This window comes from Pseudomonas kitaguniensis, assembly GCF_009296165.1.
Lineage (GTDB): Bacteria > Pseudomonadota > Gammaproteobacteria > Pseudomonadales > Pseudomonadaceae > Aquipseudomonas > Aquipseudomonas kitaguniensis.
The window spans coordinates 45,724-63,826 of the sequence record NZ_VUAZ01000093.1 but is presented as its reverse complement, the minus strand read 5'-3'; the positions used below and the strand labels follow the sequence as shown (position 1 = coordinate 63,826).

At 58.6% G+C, this 18,103-nt stretch carries 19 protein-coding genes and 1 pseudogene; 7 read left to right on the top strand and 13 right to left on the bottom strand.

The features are described 5' to 3' along the window. From F0169_RS16270 to F0169_RS16220, 11 genes and pseudogenes are all read right to left on the bottom strand, one after another. Window positions 1-586: pseudogene (locus tag F0169_RS16270) on the bottom strand (lipase family protein); the annotation flags it as partial. A 12-nt stretch (window positions 587-598) separates the two neighbouring features. Then, window positions 599-1,306, bottom strand: a complete 708-nt coding sequence (locus F0169_RS16265; protein ID WP_152747070.1) for a hypothetical protein — start codon at window positions 1,304-1,306, stop codon at window positions 599-601. 105 nt (window positions 1,307-1,411) lie between these two features. Then, complete coding sequence (locus tag F0169_RS16260) at window positions 1,412-2,089, bottom strand: hypothetical protein (RefSeq protein WP_341869102.1); 678 nt, start codon at window positions 2,087-2,089, stop codon at window positions 1,412-1,414. Window positions 2,090-2,172: 83 nt separating this feature from the next. Next, entirely contained in the window at window positions 2,173-3,027 is an 855-nt protein-coding gene (locus F0169_RS16255) for a DUF4123 domain-containing protein (protein ID WP_152747069.1), read from the bottom strand. Continuing rightward, complete coding sequence (locus F0169_RS16250; RefSeq protein WP_152747068.1) at window positions 3,024-5,075, bottom strand: type VI secretion system Vgr family protein; 2,052 nt, start codon at window positions 5,073-5,075, stop codon at window positions 3,024-3,026. Before F0169_RS16250 ends, F0169_RS16255 begins: the two co-directional genes overlap by 4 nt. Before the next feature lie 332 nt (window positions 5,076-5,407). Continuing rightward, window positions 5,408-5,749, bottom strand: a complete 342-nt coding sequence (locus F0169_RS16245; protein WP_058414925.1) for a HopJ type III effector protein — start codon at window positions 5,747-5,749, stop codon at window positions 5,408-5,410. Next, entirely contained in the window at window positions 5,742-6,038 is a 297-nt protein-coding gene (locus F0169_RS16240; RefSeq protein WP_058414924.1) for a DUF1244 domain-containing protein, read from the bottom strand. The genes F0169_RS16245 and F0169_RS16240 overlap by 8 nt, the downstream gene beginning before the upstream one ends. Before the next feature lie 115 nt (window positions 6,039-6,153). Then, window positions 6,154-6,537 carry a dihydroneopterin triphosphate 2'-epimerase gene (folX, locus tag F0169_RS16235; RefSeq protein WP_099235551.1) on the bottom strand — a complete coding sequence of 128 codons (384 nt, stop codon included), beginning with the start codon at window positions 6,535-6,537 and terminating at the stop codon, window positions 6,154-6,156. A 2-nt stretch (window positions 6,538-6,539) separates the two neighbouring features. Then, on the bottom strand, window positions 6,540-7,100 hold the full coding sequence (gene folE / locus F0169_RS16230) for a GTP cyclohydrolase I FolE (RefSeq protein ID WP_058414922.1): 561 nt from the start codon (window positions 7,098-7,100) through the stop codon (window positions 6,540-6,542). A 20-nt stretch (window positions 7,101-7,120) separates the two neighbouring features. Further along, on the bottom strand, window positions 7,121-7,831 hold the full coding sequence (folM, locus tag F0169_RS16225) for a dihydromonapterin reductase (RefSeq protein WP_058414921.1): 711 nt from the start codon (window positions 7,829-7,831) through the stop codon (window positions 7,121-7,123). Window positions 7,832-7,888: 57 nt separating this feature from the next. Continuing rightward, the gene (locus F0169_RS16220; protein ID WP_058414920.1) at window positions 7,889-8,446 is read right to left on the bottom strand and encodes a putative antibiotic biosynthesis monooxygenase; all 558 of its coding nucleotides are present in this window, start codon (window positions 8,444-8,446) and stop codon (window positions 7,889-7,891) included. A gap of 225 nt (window positions 8,447-8,671) precedes the next feature. Here F0169_RS16220 and F0169_RS16215 point away from each other — a divergent pair, with 225 nt between their 5' ends. Then, window positions 8,672-9,628, top strand: coding sequence for a MerR family transcriptional regulator (locus F0169_RS16215; protein ID WP_152747067.1), 957 nt, complete (start codon window positions 8,672-8,674; stop codon window positions 9,626-9,628). A 1-nt stretch (window position 9,629) separates the two neighbouring features. On the opposite strand, the gene F0169_RS16210 is transcribed toward F0169_RS16215, so the two are convergent. Continuing rightward, on the bottom strand, window positions 9,630-10,235 hold the full coding sequence (locus tag F0169_RS16210) for a hypothetical protein (RefSeq protein WP_152747066.1): 606 nt from the start codon (window positions 10,233-10,235) through the stop codon (window positions 9,630-9,632). A gap of 57 nt (window positions 10,236-10,292) precedes the next feature. Next, a complete protein-coding gene (locus F0169_RS16205) occupies window positions 10,293-10,760 on the bottom strand; it encodes a PAS domain-containing protein (RefSeq protein WP_152747065.1) in 468 nt (155 codons plus the stop codon). A 129-nt stretch (window positions 10,761-10,889) separates the two neighbouring features. Here F0169_RS16205 and F0169_RS16200 point away from each other — a divergent pair, with 129 nt between their 5' ends. The 6 genes from F0169_RS16200 (at window position 10,890) to F0169_RS16175 (ending at window position 17,990) form a co-directional block, all read left to right on the top strand. After that, window positions 10,890-11,345 (top strand): flavodoxin, encoded by a 456-nt coding sequence (locus tag F0169_RS16200; protein WP_058414916.1) that lies wholly within the window; start codon window positions 10,890-10,892, stop codon window positions 11,343-11,345. 205 nt (window positions 11,346-11,550) lie between these two features. After that, window positions 11,551-12,333 (top strand): class II aldolase/adducin family protein, encoded by a 783-nt coding sequence (locus F0169_RS16195; RefSeq protein WP_058414915.1) that lies wholly within the window; start codon window positions 11,551-11,553, stop codon window positions 12,331-12,333. Then, entirely contained in the window at window positions 12,333-13,235 is a 903-nt protein-coding gene (locus tag F0169_RS16190) for an alpha/beta fold hydrolase (protein WP_152747064.1), read from the top strand. Before F0169_RS16195 ends, F0169_RS16190 begins: the two co-directional genes overlap by 1 nt. A 133-nt stretch (window positions 13,236-13,368) precedes the next feature. Continuing rightward, on the top strand, window positions 13,369-14,280 hold the full coding sequence (locus tag F0169_RS16185; RefSeq protein WP_152747063.1) for an SDR family oxidoreductase: 912 nt from the start codon (window positions 13,369-13,371) through the stop codon (window positions 14,278-14,280). 534 nt (window positions 14,281-14,814) lie between these two features. Beyond that, window positions 14,815-16,605 (top strand): DUF1302 domain-containing protein, encoded by a 1,791-nt coding sequence (locus tag F0169_RS16180; RefSeq protein WP_152747062.1) that lies wholly within the window; start codon window positions 14,815-14,817, stop codon window positions 16,603-16,605. Window positions 16,606-16,631: 26 nt separating this feature from the next. After that, window positions 16,632-17,990 carry a DUF1329 domain-containing protein gene (locus F0169_RS16175; RefSeq protein ID WP_058414911.1) on the top strand — a complete coding sequence of 453 codons (1,359 nt, stop codon included), beginning with the start codon at window positions 16,632-16,634 and terminating at the stop codon, window positions 17,988-17,990. The last annotated feature ends 113 nt before the right edge of the window (window positions 17,991-18,103 follow it).

The window sequence follows — 18,103 nt, the reverse complement described above, 5'->3', positions numbered from 1 at the left end:
GCGTGTGCCGGTTAGACAGCAGCCCGACACCCTTCAGAGATAACGGCTCTGGACTAAGCCTTAACTCATCAAGCGCTCTTATCAAGAGGTCATTCGGCGGGTATTTACGTTTAAGGGGCGGCGGTAAATGCGCGCGCTGCTTGACCAAGTCCCGCACTTCCACTTGGATAAATGTGTCTCCCGCTTTTAATGCGGGGTTGTGTTCGGCAGGAAATCCGTCTTTGTGAAAGAAGCGGGTTTGTTCGGCACGGACTTGGAGTTCGGTGATTGGGAGTGGATAAAACTTTCTATCTACGAGTTTTTCATACCAAATATCAGCGCCTCCTTGATACTTACTGTCGATCGTCAGAACGGCAGGTCCTCGATAGCAGTCTCCAACTTTAGCAAATCCTTCGGCGTCCAGTGCCCCTGTATATTTCTGCTCTGCGCTGTCCTGAAGGGTATAACTGAGACCAGCATAAGGTTTGCCATCACCGAACTCGTCTACTAGCTGAAAACTAATCCAATGCTCCTTTAATGGGCAGGCGAACATCTTGTCGCTAAAAGAGGGCTTATGCACATCTTCCATCGGTTTATACGAACCCATCGTTCGACCTCCTTATTCGGTGCAGTTGGGGTAGACGGTGCAGTTACGTCCATCAGGCATTTTGAAATCGGTAAAGGTCGGTGGAGCCTGGCAGCGAAAAGTCTCTTTCGTTTCGACGCAAGGCTTCCAACCGTTTGGTGTTTCTAGCCATGAACGCCCAAAGTACGGCGTTTCCTCTTTCGCCACCGTCAGCACCATTTTCACTGTCTTGCCCGCTAACTGATCACGTTGCAACGCTGCACCCGCAAGCTGTTTTTGCACGACTCCATTCGCGTCGAGCGCTCGGCACTCCAAGATTTTGACAATGTAGCGACGCGGACCTGTGGTGCGGAAAAACCACTGACACTGCGCCTGAAAGACAAGCGGTCCCGAAATAGGGAAAGGGCGAACTGTTTCTGACGGCTCGTCGCGTATTGATAAACCGGCCCTTTGCAGACTCATCTCCAGTTCACGCTCGCCCCACTTCCCCTCGATGTGTAGCACAACCTTTTTCAGAACCATTGAACAGCCCTTCGCTGTGTCTGTGAGCGGTAGCTGCAGTTCCACAAGGTTCGCCGCGTTGCGTTCCTTGCTGCGAAAAGCTTTACGCTTAGAGCACATCTCGCCTGATGCTGATTCGTAATGTGTAACCGCACCAACAGTAAAGTTTTCCGGTAATTCAGCCTGAAAAGTGAAACTCTTTGGCTGCACTATTGAGCAGCCCGAAACGACCAACGCCATCGCGCTAGCAAGTATAAATCTAAGGTAGTGGGGCGTAACGTGTCGTACGCACATCATGCGATCTGCTCTAGTGACATAGGTTTATACGAGCCCATTTTTATGTCCTTATTCAGTACAGTTGGGATAGACGGTGCAGTTACGTCCATCAGGCATTTTGAAATCGGTAAAGGTCGGTGGAGCCTGGCAGCGAAAAGTCTCTTTCGTTTCGACGCAAGGCTTCCAACCCTTTGGTGTTTCTAGCCATGAACGCCCAAAGTACGGCGTTTCCTCTTTCGCCACCGTCAGCACCATTTTCACGGTTTTTCCCGCTAACTGATCACGTTGCAACGCAGCACCGGCAAGCTGTTTTTGCACAACGTCATTTGCGTCTAGCGCTCGGCACTCTAGGATTTTCCTGATATACCGTTTCGGTCCTGCCGTGCGGAAAAACCACTGGCACTGCGCCTGAAAGACAAGCGGTCCCGAAATAGGGAAAGGGCGAACTGTTTCTGAAGGCTCGTCGCGTATTAATATACTGGCCTGTTGTAGACTCATGTCCAGTTCACGCGTGCCCCACTGCCCCGTTATATGTAGCACAACTTTTTTCAGAACCATTGAACAGCCCTTCGCTGTGTCTGTGAGCGGTAGCTGCAGTTCCACAAGGTTCGCCGCGTTGCGTTCCTTGCTGCGAAAAGCTTTACGCTTAGAGCACATCTCACCAGATACAGATTCATAATGCGTAACCGCACCAACAGTAAAGTTTTCCGGCAATTCAGCCTGAAAAGTAAAGCTCTCCGTCTGCACTATCGAACAGCCCGAAAATAACAACCCTATTGCGCACGCAAACAAGCCCCGAACACACTGTGAATTAACCCGACCTAAAACCCTCACACTGATGACTCCCCAGACCAAAACTTCACTTCATTAAACAGGCGCTCGAAGTGAACCTGCGGTGCTTCGCCGTTATGAGGTAACCAATTTTTTATAAGCGGCGGCTCAGCTTCATTCAATTTACTGATAATCAAAAAATGCACCTGTTCAGGCGCCGACCATCCCCACTCCTGAGCCTGCGAGAGTTGTTCCGTCAGCCACTCGCCGGGGTCGTGGCGTTGGCTGAGTCGCATCAGGTCGTCGCTGTGTTCTGCCCACAGATACCGGTAAATATTCGACTGAAGCATCTCCATCGACAGGCTCGCCGGCACTGGAACACTCAGCCACGGCGGGTCGGCAGGCAGCGGGTGTGCGCCGGGAGCCGGGTTATGGGCGATTTCCCAGCCTGCGCCGTGCCAATAACACACACTGATCGCCGGCCCGAGGTACGCAGGGCGTGCCTCTTCCGGCATATGCCGCACCGCTCGGCCGAGCACGCGGTTATCGTGAAAACGGTACAGCGCCTGGTTGGGCCGTGTGCCGGTAACCACGCGCTCGCGCCAGTGCTGGCTCAGCGCAGGCAGGTCATCCTTGCCGATACTCGCCAGCCAGCCCCAATTGCGCTCGGGCACCTGCAGGAGTTCTGTGATGCGCTCATCGTCCGGGTGGTCGACGTGGAGTATTAAAGGCCCCGCATCGGCCAAATCGCAGGCTTGGGTTTCCCGGTATACGTTGCGGTGCTGATCAGGTGTGCGGGTGTTCAACAAGGCGTGGCGGGCGCCGAGTTCGCTCTCCGAGCCGAGGATCAGGCACAGCGCGCGGTTGAGTGTTAGCTGGTCGAACATCCATTGCCGAGGGCAGGTGGCCGTCATGCTGTCATTCCTTTGGGCAGGCAAAGGCCGTTCTTGCAGGCCTCGCAAAGCGGGCACGCGTCAGCGCCTTTGACGTTGCTGGCGGTTGTCAGCAACGCTTGCGTCGGGGCGAGTATTGGCAGTTCGGGTGTGTTCGACAGCGCCGTCGGTATGCCCGGCAATAGTGGTTTGGCGGGCGTTCCTCGCGCAGGTGCCCCGCCGATTTGAATCTCGGTACTGCTGAAAATACCGCCAGGGCCTATCACGATGTGTTGGCCACCGCCTTTGAAGGTAATGCTGGCCCCGGCATCAATGATGATGTTGGCCCCGGATTTGAGGTGCACTTCTTGGCCGGCTTCAATCACCAGCGTTTGACCCACACGGGTATGGCTGCTGCCGGCGACCTGCAAATGGTCATTAGCCTTGAGCTGGACTTTGCGGTCAGCGGTGACGGTGCGGTGTTCTTGCGCCCCGAGCAGCGTGGTGCTATTGCCGTGGATGGTTTGCCTGCGCTCGTTACCCACCTCCAGTCGGCTGTCATTGTTGACCTTTTGCTCCATGTCGCGCTGAGCCCGCAGGTAAATCAGCTCCTGGCCGCTGCGGTCTTCAATCGACAGCTCGTTGTAGCCGCCACTGGCGGGGGAGCTTTGGCTACGCAGCACGGTTTTGGTTTTGTTCTCGGGCAACGGGTATGGCACCGGCGTGAGCTGGTTAGGCACACACCCGGTAATCAGCGGGTTGTCGGGGTTACCTTCCAGGTAGGTCACCACCACTTCCATGCCGACGCGCGGGATGGTCACGCAACCAAAACTATCGCCCGCCCAACTGGATGAGACCCGCAGCCAACGGCTGCTTTTGTCGCTGCCCAATTCGGCGCGGTCCCAGTGGAACTCGACCTTGACCCGCCCGTGCTCGTCACAGAAAATTTCCTGTCCCTCAGGACCCGTGACACGGGCGGTCTGGCTGACCAACACCGACGTGCGCGAGACCAGCGGCGGGCGGTAGAAAATGTCCCACGGGATCGCACTGAAGCTGTTTCGGTAACCTTGGGTAAAGCCGTCTTCGGGTTTAACCTCATCGCTGATTGCTTCTTCAAGCACCTGCGGTTGTTTGCCGGAGTGGGTCACATTGAGCAACAACCACAACTCATTGCACTGCGCACGCGGATGCTCAGTCAGGTTAAAGAAGTAACCACTGCGCAGGGTTGGCTGGTCGCTTTTGCCTTCGGCCAACTGGTAGTCGGCGCGGTGTCGCTCCAGGGCTTGTCGGGCGAGCTGCTTGCCGAGTTTTTCATTCTCGATCAGATGCGGGTAACCGTAGTCTTCAAGCGCAGGGCTGAACTCGGCAGTGAACTGGCTTTCACGCAGCAACCTCGGGCGTTTGAAATCATAGCCCCGGCGTGTGGCCTTGCTGGTGCGGGTGCTGAACCGCATGCAGAACTCGCTGACGACCGGGTGATCCGCCACCAGGCCAGTGCCTTGCTGATACGGCGTGTCACCCAGCAAAGGGAAGCAGGCCTGGTTGTCGGTGAAGACCAACTGGTGGCCATCCGGGCTGTGTTGGTGGTGCCACGAAATCCCGTCTTCACTGCACAACCGTTGAACGAATTCGAAGTCATTTTCCAGGTATTGAGTGCAGTATTCGCGCGCGGGGCGGGCGCTGACATGAACGGTGTATGAGTCGCCCTGAATGCCATGGCCGTTGAGTACCTGGCTGACAATTTGCGGCACCGTCAACTGTTGGAAAATCCGTTGATTGTGGCTGAACTGCAAGTAGTACAGAGCCGGTACCAAGGTCAGGTGATAATGGGTCAGACGCTTGCCGGCTTCACCCACGCAGACATCTTCGATGCGCCCATGAATACCTTCGCCGTTCAGGCCAAACTGTAAAAAAGCCGGCTGACTGAGCAGGCTCTCCAGATCGAAATCAGGGTACTCGCTGACCAGTTCAACCTGGATCGCGTACAAGCTGCTGATGGCTTCGGTGCCGTGAAACGCCAGCACCTTGAAGTCGTTACGAACAGTGGGAATCACCAACGCGAAGTGCGCAGTATTGGCCGGCGCGTACATGCGCTTATCCTTGATCCGAGAGCGGGGCGGCAGGCGATGCTCAGGCCTCTGCTTGAACACGCTTAAGTGCCAGGCACGCTAACAAAGCGGCAAAAGAACTGATGCAGGACGCTTCCGACACGGCTGTCCGACCGTTCGTAAGCCTGCGCCGAAGTCACGTTGCATGAATTGGGCGGTTACCGCACTTAGCGGTTATAGAGGGCTAAATCTCACACGCCATGTGCCAGATAGCGCGTCAGCGCTACCCAGCGTTCAAGGCTGTAAACCAGGTTGAAAGGGATGGCTTGATAACACCCTCTCAGGTGCCGAGACTTTTTGTACGTGGGGCTGACTCAGGACTTTCGCGTCAGCGGTTGCGCGGTGAACTTCACACCGGCCAAACCCTGTGCAATCAAAGCACGAATGTTGCCGTGGTCGCTGCCCTCAGGCGTCGCCACTACCGAGCGGTAATGCTCGCCAAACGCGAGCAGCGCTTGCTGATCGCTCAAGCCTTCCAGCAACGCCAGGCCCAACGTTTTGCACGAACCTTCGTTCTGCCCGGCAGCGTTTTCCACCGCGCCGTTGGTGAAGGCTTGCGGCTGATAGTCGTAACCTGCGGCAATAAACGCCAGGGTGTCGGCAAACAGGTGTTCGCCGCTGTCGAGGCTGGCGCGCAGGGTGTTCAGGTCAGTCATGGGTTTTTCCTTTGGCGAAAGCTGCCTGTTGATCGGCGCTGGCTTCTTTTTGATACTCGGCTTTCCACTGCGCATACGGCATGCCGTACACCACTTCGCGGGCGTCATCCAGGCTCAGCTCGATGTGGCGCTGGTCGGCTTCGGCTTTGTACCACTTGGACAAACAGTTGCGGCAGAAGCCAGCGAGGTTCATCAGATCGATATTCTGTACATCCTTGCGGCTGTCCAGGTGCGCTACCAGGCGGCGGAAGGCGGCGGCTTCAAGTTCCAGGCGTTGTTGATCGTTCATAGAGGTCTCTTGGGGGGCAGCTTTCAGCAGGCAAGCTTCAAGCTGCAAGTTGAAATAGGGTCAGCTTGTAGCTTGTAGCTTGTAGCTAGCAGCTAGCAGCTAGCGGCTTGCAGCTTCAAACTTGCTGGTTGCGGCTCGCCGCGAGCGTTATCGACACCGATTCGGCAAAGCGTAGCGCGTGCGGTTTGTCCACTTCGACTTCGGCGTACAGCACCGATTCGTTGCTCATCACCAGGTCCAGCAGTTCCTGGGTCAGGCGCTCAAGCAGGGCGAAGCGGTTGCCTTCGACGTGGGCGATGATGGCCTTGGTGATGGTGCGGTAGTTCAGCGCGTGATCAATATCATTGTCGCGCACGGCTTCCTGAGCGGCGTACAGAATGGTCAGGTTGATCAACACATCCTGCTTGTTGAGGATCTCGTCCTCGTTGATGCCGATGAAGGTGCGCAGGCACAGGTCCTTGACCCGGATGCGCGCCATGCCTGGTTGAAGTTGTGGCATTGTTACTTGCTCCGTCCAATCAGTTGCAGGAACTCCATGCGCGTGGTGTTCGATTCGCGGAAGGCGCCGAGCATCACCGAGGTGTTCATGGTTGAGTTCTGTTTTTCCACGCCGCGCATCATCATGCACATATGCCTGGCTTCGATGACCACCGCTACGCCGGCGGCCTGAGTGACCTGCTGGATCGCGTCGGCGATTTGCCGCGTGAGGTTTTCCTGAATCTGCAGGCGCCGCGCGAACATGTCGACAATGCGCGCAAGCTTGGACAGGCCGAGTACCTTGCCGGTCGGAATATAGGCCACATGGGCCTTGCCGATAAAGGGCAGCAGGTGGTGCTCGCACAGCGAATACAGTTCGATGTCTTTGAGGATCACCATCTCGTCATTGTCGGACGCGAACAGCGCGCCGTTGACGATTTCGTCCAGGTTCTGCGCGTAGCCGTGACACAGGTACTGCATGGCCTTGGCGGCGCGCTTCGGGGTGTCGAGCAGGCCTTCGCGTGCCGGGTCTTCACCCAGTCCTTTGAGTATCTCGTGGTAGTGGTGGGGCAGGGACAAGGTCATACAACATCCTCACGAACGGCTTACTTGATATGTCGCCCGCCGTTGACGGTCAGGGTGGTTCCGGTGACATAGGGGTTGTCCAGCAGATAACGCACGCTCTGGTAGATCACCTCCGGCCCGGGCTCGATGCCCACGGCGGATTTGGCCAGCACCTTGGCGCGGTAGGCCGCGTCGTCGCCTTCGTTGAACATCACCATGGCCGGGGCGATACCGTTGACCTTGATCTGCGGCGCAAATTGCGCGGCGAACGATAACGTCAAGCTGTCGAGCCCGGCCTTGGTGGCGCAGTAGGCAATGTGCTGGCGGCTGCCCTTGCGCACCACGTCATCGCTGATGTGCACGATGTCGGCAGGTGCAGAGCGTTGCAGCAAGGGTGAACAATGCAGGTTGATCAGGTAAGGCGCAAGCATGTGCACGCTGAACATGTCGGCGAAAGCTCGGCTTTCGTCGCCAGGGGTTTCCGCGACCCAGGCCGAGGCGTTGTGGATGATCGCGCGCAGGCTGTGGGTGTGCGCTTTCAGTGCTGTGATGAACGCAAGAATGCCGGCCTCACTTGAGAAGTCGGCAAACACCCCGACCGCCCCGCGCTCGCGCAACGTGTGCACGCCGGCGCGTTCGCTGCGGTAGCTGAAAATCACCGAATGGCCTTCGTCCAGCAGGCGCTCGGCGCAATGCAGGCCGACACGCTGGCCGGCACCGGTGATCAGGATCGGGGCGTCTGTTGCAGTCATGGGAGGCTCACGTCGCGGGCAGGTTGAAACTATACCAGCGAGCGGCCGCCCCTGTACTCACGCAGCGGCTTCGGTGACCTTGCGCGCTACGGTCGGGTGCAGCCAGCTCGCCAGCAGGTGCGTCGACAGCGGGATGAACACGTAAACCATCAACGGTGTGAGCGCCAGGGTACTGACCAGCACGCGGGTGAACAGGTCCAGCTCGCCGAGCAGTGGCCCCAGCACAAAGTTGAACAGCAGCGACACCGGGAAGAATGCCAGCCAAATGGCCACTGCCTGCTTCCAGCGCGGGGGTCGTGCACCCACGGCGCCAAACCAGCCATCAATGCCACTGACGCGGTGCTCGGACGGGTCGGCGAACAGCTCGCTGCCACGGCTTAACCAAGTGCTGCGTGAGGCGGAGAATTCCCAGGCATGCAGGGTTTTTTCATCGGCGAAGCGGAAGATGATCTGGAATTCATCATCATTGGGCGGCGGTGCCAGCACGCCGGAACCCAGGTAACCGGGGAAGTCAGTGGCCAGTTGCTCGCCTTCGCGCAGCCAGGCCATCAGTTCTTCATAGCGCCCTTTTGCCACGCGGCGCGCAACCATCAAGGTAACGGGTGAGGTAGACATTGTGTATCTCCAAGTAATCAGGTGCGCTAAGCCGGGTAGGCGGCGCACAAACGTGGCGGCGGGTAGGCCACTACGTTGCTCTTTGTCGCAAAAGCAGCAAGCAAGGATTATTCCTGTTTTACCTGAATACGCCAGAGACTTCGGACGGATTGCCGTAGCCCTTGAATCAGACGCTTCAATCAGCGTTAATGGGATTCAACTTCAACCGGCAGTTTGCCCCCACTGATGCCTGAAATCATTGAGCTTCAACGCGAGACCACACAGGTCGACGACGCCGACGCCGAGGGGTTGTTTCCGATTCGCGAAGTCGCAAGAGTCACCGGGGTAAACCCGGTTACCTTGCGCGCGTGGGAGCGACGCTACGGTTTGATCCAGCCCACGCGCACCGAAAGCGGGCATCGGTTGTATTCGAGCACCGATATCAACACCGTGCAGCGCATTCTCGAGTGGATCGAACGCGGCGTGGCCGTGAGCAAGGTCGGCAAGATTCTCGCGCGTGACGAATCGCACGAGGTACACGGCGCCGCGCAATCTGCGGATACCCAAGATGATTGGGGCCAACTGCAAGCACAGATGCGCCTGGCAATCAGTGATTTTGATGACCGCGAACTGGACCGCATGTACGGCCGGATTTTCTCGGCTTACCCTGTCAACGTCGCTTTTCAAAACATCTTCATGCCGCTGTGGCAGCAACTGCAGCGCCATCAAGGGCGGTTTGGTCAAGCCAGTGAATGGCTGTTCTTTGATAACTTCCTGCGTTCGCGCACTGCGCAGCGCTTGCAGTTGGCCTGCGAGCTGCCGGTGCCCAGGGTGCTTTTGTCGGCGATTGATGCAGAGTGCCGCGAGCTTGAGTTATTGGTGGCAGGCTTATTGATGTCGGGAGAAGCGCTGGCGGTGAAAATCATCGGCGTCGGTCAGCCGTTCGATGAATTAACGCTGGTCTGCGAAAAAATGCGGCCACAGGCCTTGGTGCTGTTTTCCAACCGCTCGCCCACCAGCGATTTACCCGCGCGGCTCAAGCGCCTTGCGCTGACGCTCGATTGCCCCTTGCTGCTGGCCGGCGATGCGTGCGACCTGGCGCAAGACAGCCTGGCAGGTAGTTCCATCGGCTGTCTGGGCAATGAAGGGCGTTTGATGCAACGCCGTCTGCAGCAATTTATCAGTGGCCGGTTGGACAGCTGAATCAGGCGTGTAAGTGTGGGTGAACCAGGCGGTGCTGGTGCAGGATGAACTGGCGCAGGCGCGCTATTTCGTCCGCATCACTTTGGCTCAGGCGGTAGGCGAATAAACCCCGGGCGGTTTCCCGCTCCAGCGTGCCGCGCAACGCAATGCGTTCGTAACCGGACGGGCTGAACCGCAGGCAAAAGGTTTTGGGTGGTTTGCCGCGGCCACGGTTCTCCAGCAGCACGCCCTTGAACGACACCTCATGCACCCACAAAGCGCCAGGGATGCTTTTCACGTTCTCCAGTGCCACCGGCTTTTCGAGCACCAGGCGCCAGGGGCGGATCATCGGGCCGTCTTCGAAAATGCTCGGCACGCCCAAGCGCAGATGAACCGCATGAAACTCGTCTTCCACCAAGTGCAAGGGGAAGGTCAGTTGCTGGTTGTCGAACTGCGCCTGAATCGTCACGTTGTCATGAGCGGCCAACCGGGTGAGCAAATCGCGAATCTGTGCACCGCCGTTGACGGTCAGGCTCGACCACGTATCCCGCAGGTTGAGCTGCGGGTTATGCGCCATGTCCTGGATAAACTCCATTTCGTCCTGCGTCAGTAAAGCGTCGCGTTGCATGATGTTGCTCAAGGGTTAAGTAATAAAGCGCCAATACTGCTCTAACGACTGGGTTATTTACAGCGTGTTATCACCGCTTGTCGACTTGAGCGCCGCCAACTGCGCTTTAAGCTCGGCCACTTGCGCTTCCAACTGCGCGACGCGCAACTGCGCTTTCACCTGTGTGGTGACGTCTTTTTGCACGCCGACGAAATAGGTCTGCTTGTCAGCGTCGTTGTACACCGTCGAAATCGAGAGTTCGTTCCAGAAGTGTGTGCCGTCCTTGCGGTAGTTGCGCACTATTTCCCGGCAGGAACGACCTTGCTCCAGCGCTTCACGAATGGCCAACAAGCCAGGTTGGTCACGGTCACCCGACTGCAGGAAGCGGCAATCCTGATACAGGATGTCATCCAGTGTGTAGCCGGTCATGCGTTCGAACGCGGGGTTAACGTATATCAGCGGTTTGTCCTGGCCTTCGCGTTCGGCGACGACGATGCCGTCGTTGGACGCATTGATGACCATTTGCATCAGTTGGGCGTTAATCATAGAGCGGTCCATGGCGTGTTTCTGGCACTTGGAGTGTATGGCACGGGTTGAGTGTTGCACGGCACGCGCTGAAATATCTGTGCCAACTGCTAATATCCCACGCTTTCGCTTAACCACAGGATCAGATTGATGAAAGTCGCCATCCTTTCCGGCTCGGTTTACGGCACGGCTGAAGAAGTCGCCCGCCACGCTGCCGACATCCTCAATGCAGCTGGTTTTGACGCCTGGCACAACCCTCGTGCCAGCCTGGCAGACGTGCAGGCCTTTGCCCCGCAGGCCTTTTTGGCGGTGACCTCGACCACCGGCATGGGCGAACTGCCGGACAACCTGCAACCCTTGTATTCAAGCATTCGCGACCAACTGCCTGCTGCCTGGCGCGGCCTGCCCGGCGCGGTGATCGGCCTCGGCGACGCCAGTTATGGCGATACCTTTTGCGCTGGCGGCGAGCAACTGCGTGAGCTGTTCGTTGAACTCGGCGTGCGCGAAGTGCTGCCGATGCTGCGCCTGGACGCGAGTGAAAGTGTCACCCCGGAAACGGACGCCGAACCATGGCTCGCCGAGCTGGTGACTGCACTGCGCGGTTGACCACAGGTTCGCTGCCCGCCTGTGTCACGCGGCTTTTCGCGCTTTTATTGGCGCCGCCGCGCTGACGCGGCGTGTACTATTCTTAAGGCTGACTCGCTCGGTCATTAAGCTGGCTGCGAAGGCAACTACTTGCATCGCGGCGTCTTACTAGACTGGCCCTTCACCCAAAAAAACAATAAGAAAGTCCGCCAAGGAGGTCGTTGCCGTGAGCTTATCGCCCGTTCAATCCTCACAGACTGTCAAAGAGCAGGTCAGCGCTGCCGAATGGCAAACCCGTGTCGACCTGGCCGCCTGCTATCGCCTGGTGGCGCTGCAGGGTTGGGATGACCTGATTTTCACGCATATTTCGGCCAAGGTGCCGGGCACTGACGACTTCCTGATCAACCCTTACGGGCTGATGTTCCATGAAATCACGGCGTCGAGCCTGGTCAAGGTCGACCAGGCCGGCAATAAGCTGATGCATAGCCCTTACGAGATCAACCCCGCGGGCTACACCATCCACAGCGCCATTCATGAAGTACGCCACGATGTGGTCTGTGTGCTGCACACCCACACGGCGGCCGGCGTTGCGGTTGCCGCGCAGAAGCAAGGTGTGTTGCCGATCAGCCAGCAATCGCTGTTTGTGCTGGCGAGCCTGGCGTATCACGCCTACGAAGGCGTGGCACTGAACCCCGAAGAAAAGGCGCGCCTGCAGGCGGACCTGGGCCAAAACAACTTCCTGATGCTGCACAACCACGGCCTGCTGACCTGCGGTAGCAGCATTGCCGACACTTTCCTGATGATGTTCACCTTCCAGCGCGCTTGCGATATACAGGTGCTGGCGCAAAACGGTGGGGCAGAGTTGATCACCATCGAACCGCAGATTCTGGCCGGTGCCAAGGCGATGGTGGCGGCTGTCACCCAGAGTGCCCAAGGTATGGGAGGGGCGCTGGCGTGGCCGGCGCTGTTGCGTAAATTGGACGCGCAAGACCCTGAGTATAAAAGCTGATGCCTCTCGCCGAAATTCCGCTTAGCGTCTGGCGCAAACGTGGCCAGGAATTCGTCTTTCGTGGCCACACCATTCGTTACTGGGTGGCCGGGCAGGGCGAACCGTTGTTGTTGATTCATGGTTTTCCCACCGCCAGTTGGGACTGGCATTACCTGTGGCAGCCGCTGGCGCAACGCAACCTGGTGATCGCGTGCGACATGCTCGGGTTTGGCGAATCGGCCAAGCCGCTGGACCATGAATACTGCCTGTTGGAGCAGGCCGACCTGCAACAGGCGCTGCTCGACCACCTGCGCGTAAAGCTGGCGGTGCATGTGTTGGCCCATGACTACGGCGACAGTGTTGCCCAAGAATTATTGGCCCGCCATTACGAAGGGCGTTTTAAGTTGGCCAGCTGTGTCTTCCTCAACGGCGGGCTGTTCCCCGAAACCCATCGGCCGGCGCTGGCGCAAAAACTGTTGCTCAGCCCGCTCGGCTGGATGATCGGTCGCGTCTATGGGCGCACGGCCTTGTCGAACAGTTTCAGGCAGATTTTCGGCCCCGACACGCCGCCCAGCGAAAGCGCGCTGGATGATTTTTGGAGCCTGATCAGTTGCAATGATGGCCCACGCATCCTGCACAAACTGATCGCCTACATTCCTCAGCGTCGACGCCTGCGTGAGCGCTGGGTGACGGCGATGCAACGTGACGAGGTGCCGTTGCGGGTGATCGACGGCGCAGTCGACCCGATCTCCGGCGCCCATATGCTGGAGCGCTATCACCAGTTGGTGCCCGGTGCCGACAGCGTGTCGTTGCCCACTATTGGCCACTACCCACACATCGAGGCGCCGGTGCTGGTGCTTAAGCATTACCTGGCGTTTCGCGAGCGCATTGGTCAGCCAGCGCCGCGTGTCGCCTGTTCCTGAGCGACACGCACCCGGTAACCATCATCATCGCGTTGCCTTATCGGGCACCATTCAGCCTCGGCCGTCTTTATTGTGACCAAAGGCTGCGTGTCTGACACTCAAGCCATTCCCATTGTGGCCAGCGGAGTTCGGTATGAGTGAGTCAGTGCAGTTTAAGGATAAGGTCGTGATCGTCACCGGTGCCGGCGGCGGGTTGGGCCGTGCCCATGCGCTGCTGTTCGCCAGGCACGGGGCCAAAGTGCTGGTCAACGACCTGGGGGGTTCCGCTCAGGGCGAAGGCGCGAATGCGTCGGCGGCTGACCGGGTGGTCGCCGAAATACGCGAGGCAGGCGGCATTGCCGAAGCCAACCATGACTCTGTCACCGACGGTGACAAGATCGTGCAGAACGCGCTCGACGTATTCGGCCGCATCGACGTGGTGGTGAATAACGCCGGTATTCTGCGCGACAAGACCTTCCACAAAATGGACGACAGCGACTGGGACCTGGTTTACCGGGTGCATGTCGAAGGCGCGTACAAAGTTACCCGCGCCGCCTGGCCGCATCTGCGCGAGCAAGGTTATGGCCGCGTGATTTTTACCGCGTCCACGTCGGGCATCTACGGCAACTTCGGCCAAGCCAACTACGGCATGGCCAAGCTGGGTTTGTACGGCTTGACCCGCACCCTGGCGCTGGAGGGGCGCAAACACAACATTTTGGTCAACGCCATCGCCCCCACCGGCGGCACGCGCATGACCGAGGGCCTGATCCCACCGCAGGTGTTCGAGCGTCTCAAACCGGAGTTGATCAGCCCACTGGTGGTGTACTTGGGCAGCCAGGTCTGCCAGGAAACGTCGGGGCTGTTTGAAGTGGGTGGCGGCTGGGTCGGCAAGACCCGCTGGGAGCGCAGCCTGGGCGTGGGGTTTGACCCGCAGGCCGGGTTTTCAGCCGACGACGTGGCGGCGCATTGGGCGCAGATTTGCGACTTCGAAGGCGCCGCGCATCCCAAGGACACGGTCGAGTCTTTGAAGGAGATGATGGCTAACTTGCAGAGGTTCAGCGGCTGATCATTGCTTGAACATTGTTCAATCATACGGGGCGCGAAGGCGCCCCGTTTTTTTGCGCGCATAAAAAAAGCCGCTGCAAAAGCAGCGGCCGAAGTCAGACGTTGGATCAAGGAGCGACAAATCAACGTCAGTGAACAGCGCTAACAGATTGATACAGCAGATCAATCCATTGGAATCAGACTTTTCTTGCAGTGACGCAAGCGGGCCATTGGCCCTGAAAGCCCGCTAAGAATAATCTTCTGTAACAAATTGAGTAAGAGCGGTTCACGACAAGGACTGTTACAAAAACAGCAACAATAATCCCAGCCCACCTCAACACCCCTTGCAGCTCACCGCTTAAAGCTTGCAGCTTAATTGAGGTTTATCCATCCACTTGATAACCCGCTATCTACCCAATCCATGGCCCTGCGCGAACCCCGGCCTGCGGGCGGGCTAATCCTTTCGAGCGACAACACGAATACTCCTTTGGTGCGCTTATCGCTCTTGATCGGCGGCAGTACGGTGGAGCCTTCTGTCACTCACCGGGGAAGACGCATGACAAAAACAACAATGCGCGCCATCTTCACGCCACAGGCGCTTGCCGCTGCGGTTGCGTTGGGATGCTGTGCCCAGGCACAGGCTGTTTCGTTCAACATTGGCGAAATCGAAGGGCAATTCGATTCCTCGCTGTCAGTGGGTGCCAGCTGGGGCATGCGCGACGCCGACAAAAAACTTGTGGGCACACCCAACGGCGGCACGGGGCAGGCAACCACCGGGGATGACGGGCGACTCAACTTCAAAAAGGGCGAGACCTTCTCCAAGATCTTCAAGGGTATTCACGACCTGGAGCTCAAGTACGGCGACAGCGGCGTGTTTGTGCGCGGCAAGTACTGGTACGACTTTGAGCTGCAGGACGAAGACCGCGAATTCAAGCAGATCAGCAATCACCATCGCGACGAGGGCGCCCGCTCTTCCGGCTACGAATTGCTCGATGCGTTCTTCTATCACAACTATTCGATTGGCGACCTGCCGGGCAACGTGCGCGTCGGCAAGCAGGTGGTGAGTTGGGGCGAGAGTACGTTTATCGGTAACTCGATCAACAGCATCAACCCCATCGACGTCTCGGCCTTCCGCCGTCCGGGCGCCGAGATCAAGGAAGGCCTGATCCCGGTCAACATGCTGTTCGCTTCCCAAAGCCTGACCAACCAGTTGTCGGTGGAAGGTTTTTACCAGTTGAACTGGGAAAACACCGTACTGGATAACTGCGGCACATTCTTTGGTGGCGACGTGGCGGCCCACGGTTGCAATGGCAACTACACCGTCGGCAGCCCGGCGATTGCACCGTTGCAACCGGTGGCGGCCGCCTTCGGCCAGGGCTTTCAGGTCACGCGTGAAGGCGTGGTGGTGCAGCGCGCCAAGGACCGTGATGCGCGCGACAGTGGCCAGTTTGGCGCGGCGTTGCGCTGGCTCGGCGATGACACCGAGTACGGCCTGTACTTCATGAATTACCACAGCCGTACGCCCACCGTGGGCACGATTACCGCCAACACCAACCTGGCCACCATCGGGCGGATCGCCGCCACCGCCAATGCCATCGCGCCTGGCAGCGGGGCGGGCCTGGCCCAAAGCACGATGCTCGGCCGTGGCCAGTATTACCTCGATTACCCGGAAGACATTCGCCTGTACGGTGCCAGCTTCTCCACCACCTTGCCGACGGGCACGGCGTGGACCGGCGAGATCAGCTACCGGCCGAATGCGCCGGTGCAACTCAACACCACCGACCTGACGCTGGCGCTGGTCAACCCGATTGCGGGGAACACCGCCTCGCCGATCCGCAGTTCGTTTGGTGCCGATAACGCCGGCTATCGGCGTAAAGCAATCACCCAGATCCAAAGCACCATGACCCAGTTCTTCGACCAGGTGCTGGGCGCTGAACGCCTGACGCTGGTGGGCGAGGCGGCCTTTCTGCACGTCGGCGGCCTGGAAGCCAAAAACAAACTGCGCTACGGCCGCGATTCGGTGTTCGGCGCCTACGGCTTTCAGGGTGATACCGACGGTTTTGTCACAGCCAATTCGTGGGGTTATCGCGCCCGCGCGATCCTCGACTACAACAACGTGTTCGCCGGGGTGAACCTCAAGCCCAACGTGTCTTGGTCCCAAGACGTCAGCGGCTATGGCCCCAACGGTTTGTTCAACGAAGGTGCCAAGGCGGTCAGCCTCGGCGTGGACGCGGACTACCGCAACACCTACACCGCCAGCCTGAGCTACACCGACTTTTTTGGCGGCGACTACAACACCCTCACCGACCGCGACTTTATCGCCCTCAGCGTCGGCGTGAACTTCTGATTGGGTTTAAGCAAGGATAAGTACCTATGCACAAGATAATTGCAGTGATGGCCCTGAGTTTGCTGGCGACCAGTGTGCTGGCGGCGGTCCCGCCCGAAGAAGCTGCCAAGCTCGGCACCAGCCTCACGCCGATGGGCTCCGAAAAAGCCGGCAATGCCGATGGCTCGATTCCGGCCTGGACCGGCGGCCTCCCTAAAAACGCTGGCGCGGTCGACAGCAAAGGCTTCCTCGCTGACCCGTTTGCCAACGAAAAGCCGCTGTTCGTGATTACCGCCGCCACGGTGGACACGTACAAAGACAAACTCTCCGACGGCCAAGTGGCGATGTTCAAGCGCTACCCCGAGACCTACAAGATCCCGGTGTACCCAAGCCACCGCACGGTCAACCTGCCGCCGGATATTTATGAGTCGATCAAGCGCAGTGCGCTGAACGTGCACGCGATCAACGACGGCAACGGCCTGGAAAATTTCACCGGCAACCGCTACTACGCGTTCCCGATTCCGAAGAACGGCGTGGAGGTGCTGTGGAACCATATCACCCGTTACCACGGCGGCAACCTGCGCCGCATCATCACCCAGGCCACCCCGCAAACCAACGGCAGCTACACCTCGATTCGCTTCGAGGAAGAAGTCGCGGTGCCGCAAGCCATCGCCGACATCGACCCGGCCAAGGCGGCCAACGTGCTGAGTTTTTTCAAGCAGTCGGTCACCGCTCCGGCGCGCTTGGCGGGCAACGTGCTGCTGGTGCACGAAACGCTCGACCAAGTGAAGGAACCGCGCCTGGCGTGGATCTACAACGCCGGCCAGCGCCGCGTGCGCCGTGCGCCGCAAGTCTCGTATGACGGCCCCGGTACGGCCTCCGATGGCCTGCGCACCACGGATAACTTCGACATGTTTTCCGGTGCGCCCGACCGTTACGACTGGAAGCTGGTCGGCAAGAAGGAGATGTACATTCCCTACAACAGTTACAAGCTGGATTCGCCGCGCCTCAAGTACGACGAGATCATCAAGGCTGGGCATATCAACCAGGACCTGACCCGCTATGAGCTGCACCGGGTGTGGGAAGTGGTCGGCACCGTCAAGCCGAGCGAGCGGCACATCTACGCCAAGCGCCACATGTACATCGACGAAGACAGTTGGCAGGTCGCGCTGGTGGACCACTACGACGGCCGTGGCCAACTGTGGCGTATCGCCGAGGGCCATGCACAGTTCTACTATGACCACCAAGTGCCGGCCTACACCGTGGAAACCCTGTACGACATCATCGCCGGCCGCTACATCGCACTCGGCATGAAGAACGAAGAGAAGAGCAGCTTCGTGTTCGGCTTCGCGGCCAAGGCGGCCGACTACACCCCGGCAGCGTTGCGCGCAGAGGGCGTTCGCTGATCCTTTAGGGGGACGGGTAAGGTGTGCTGAGCCCGCTCGGCACAATTAAGGTAATGGTCATTAATCAACCCGCTGAATACTTCTTCAACAACCGCCGACCACAGGGCTAGGGT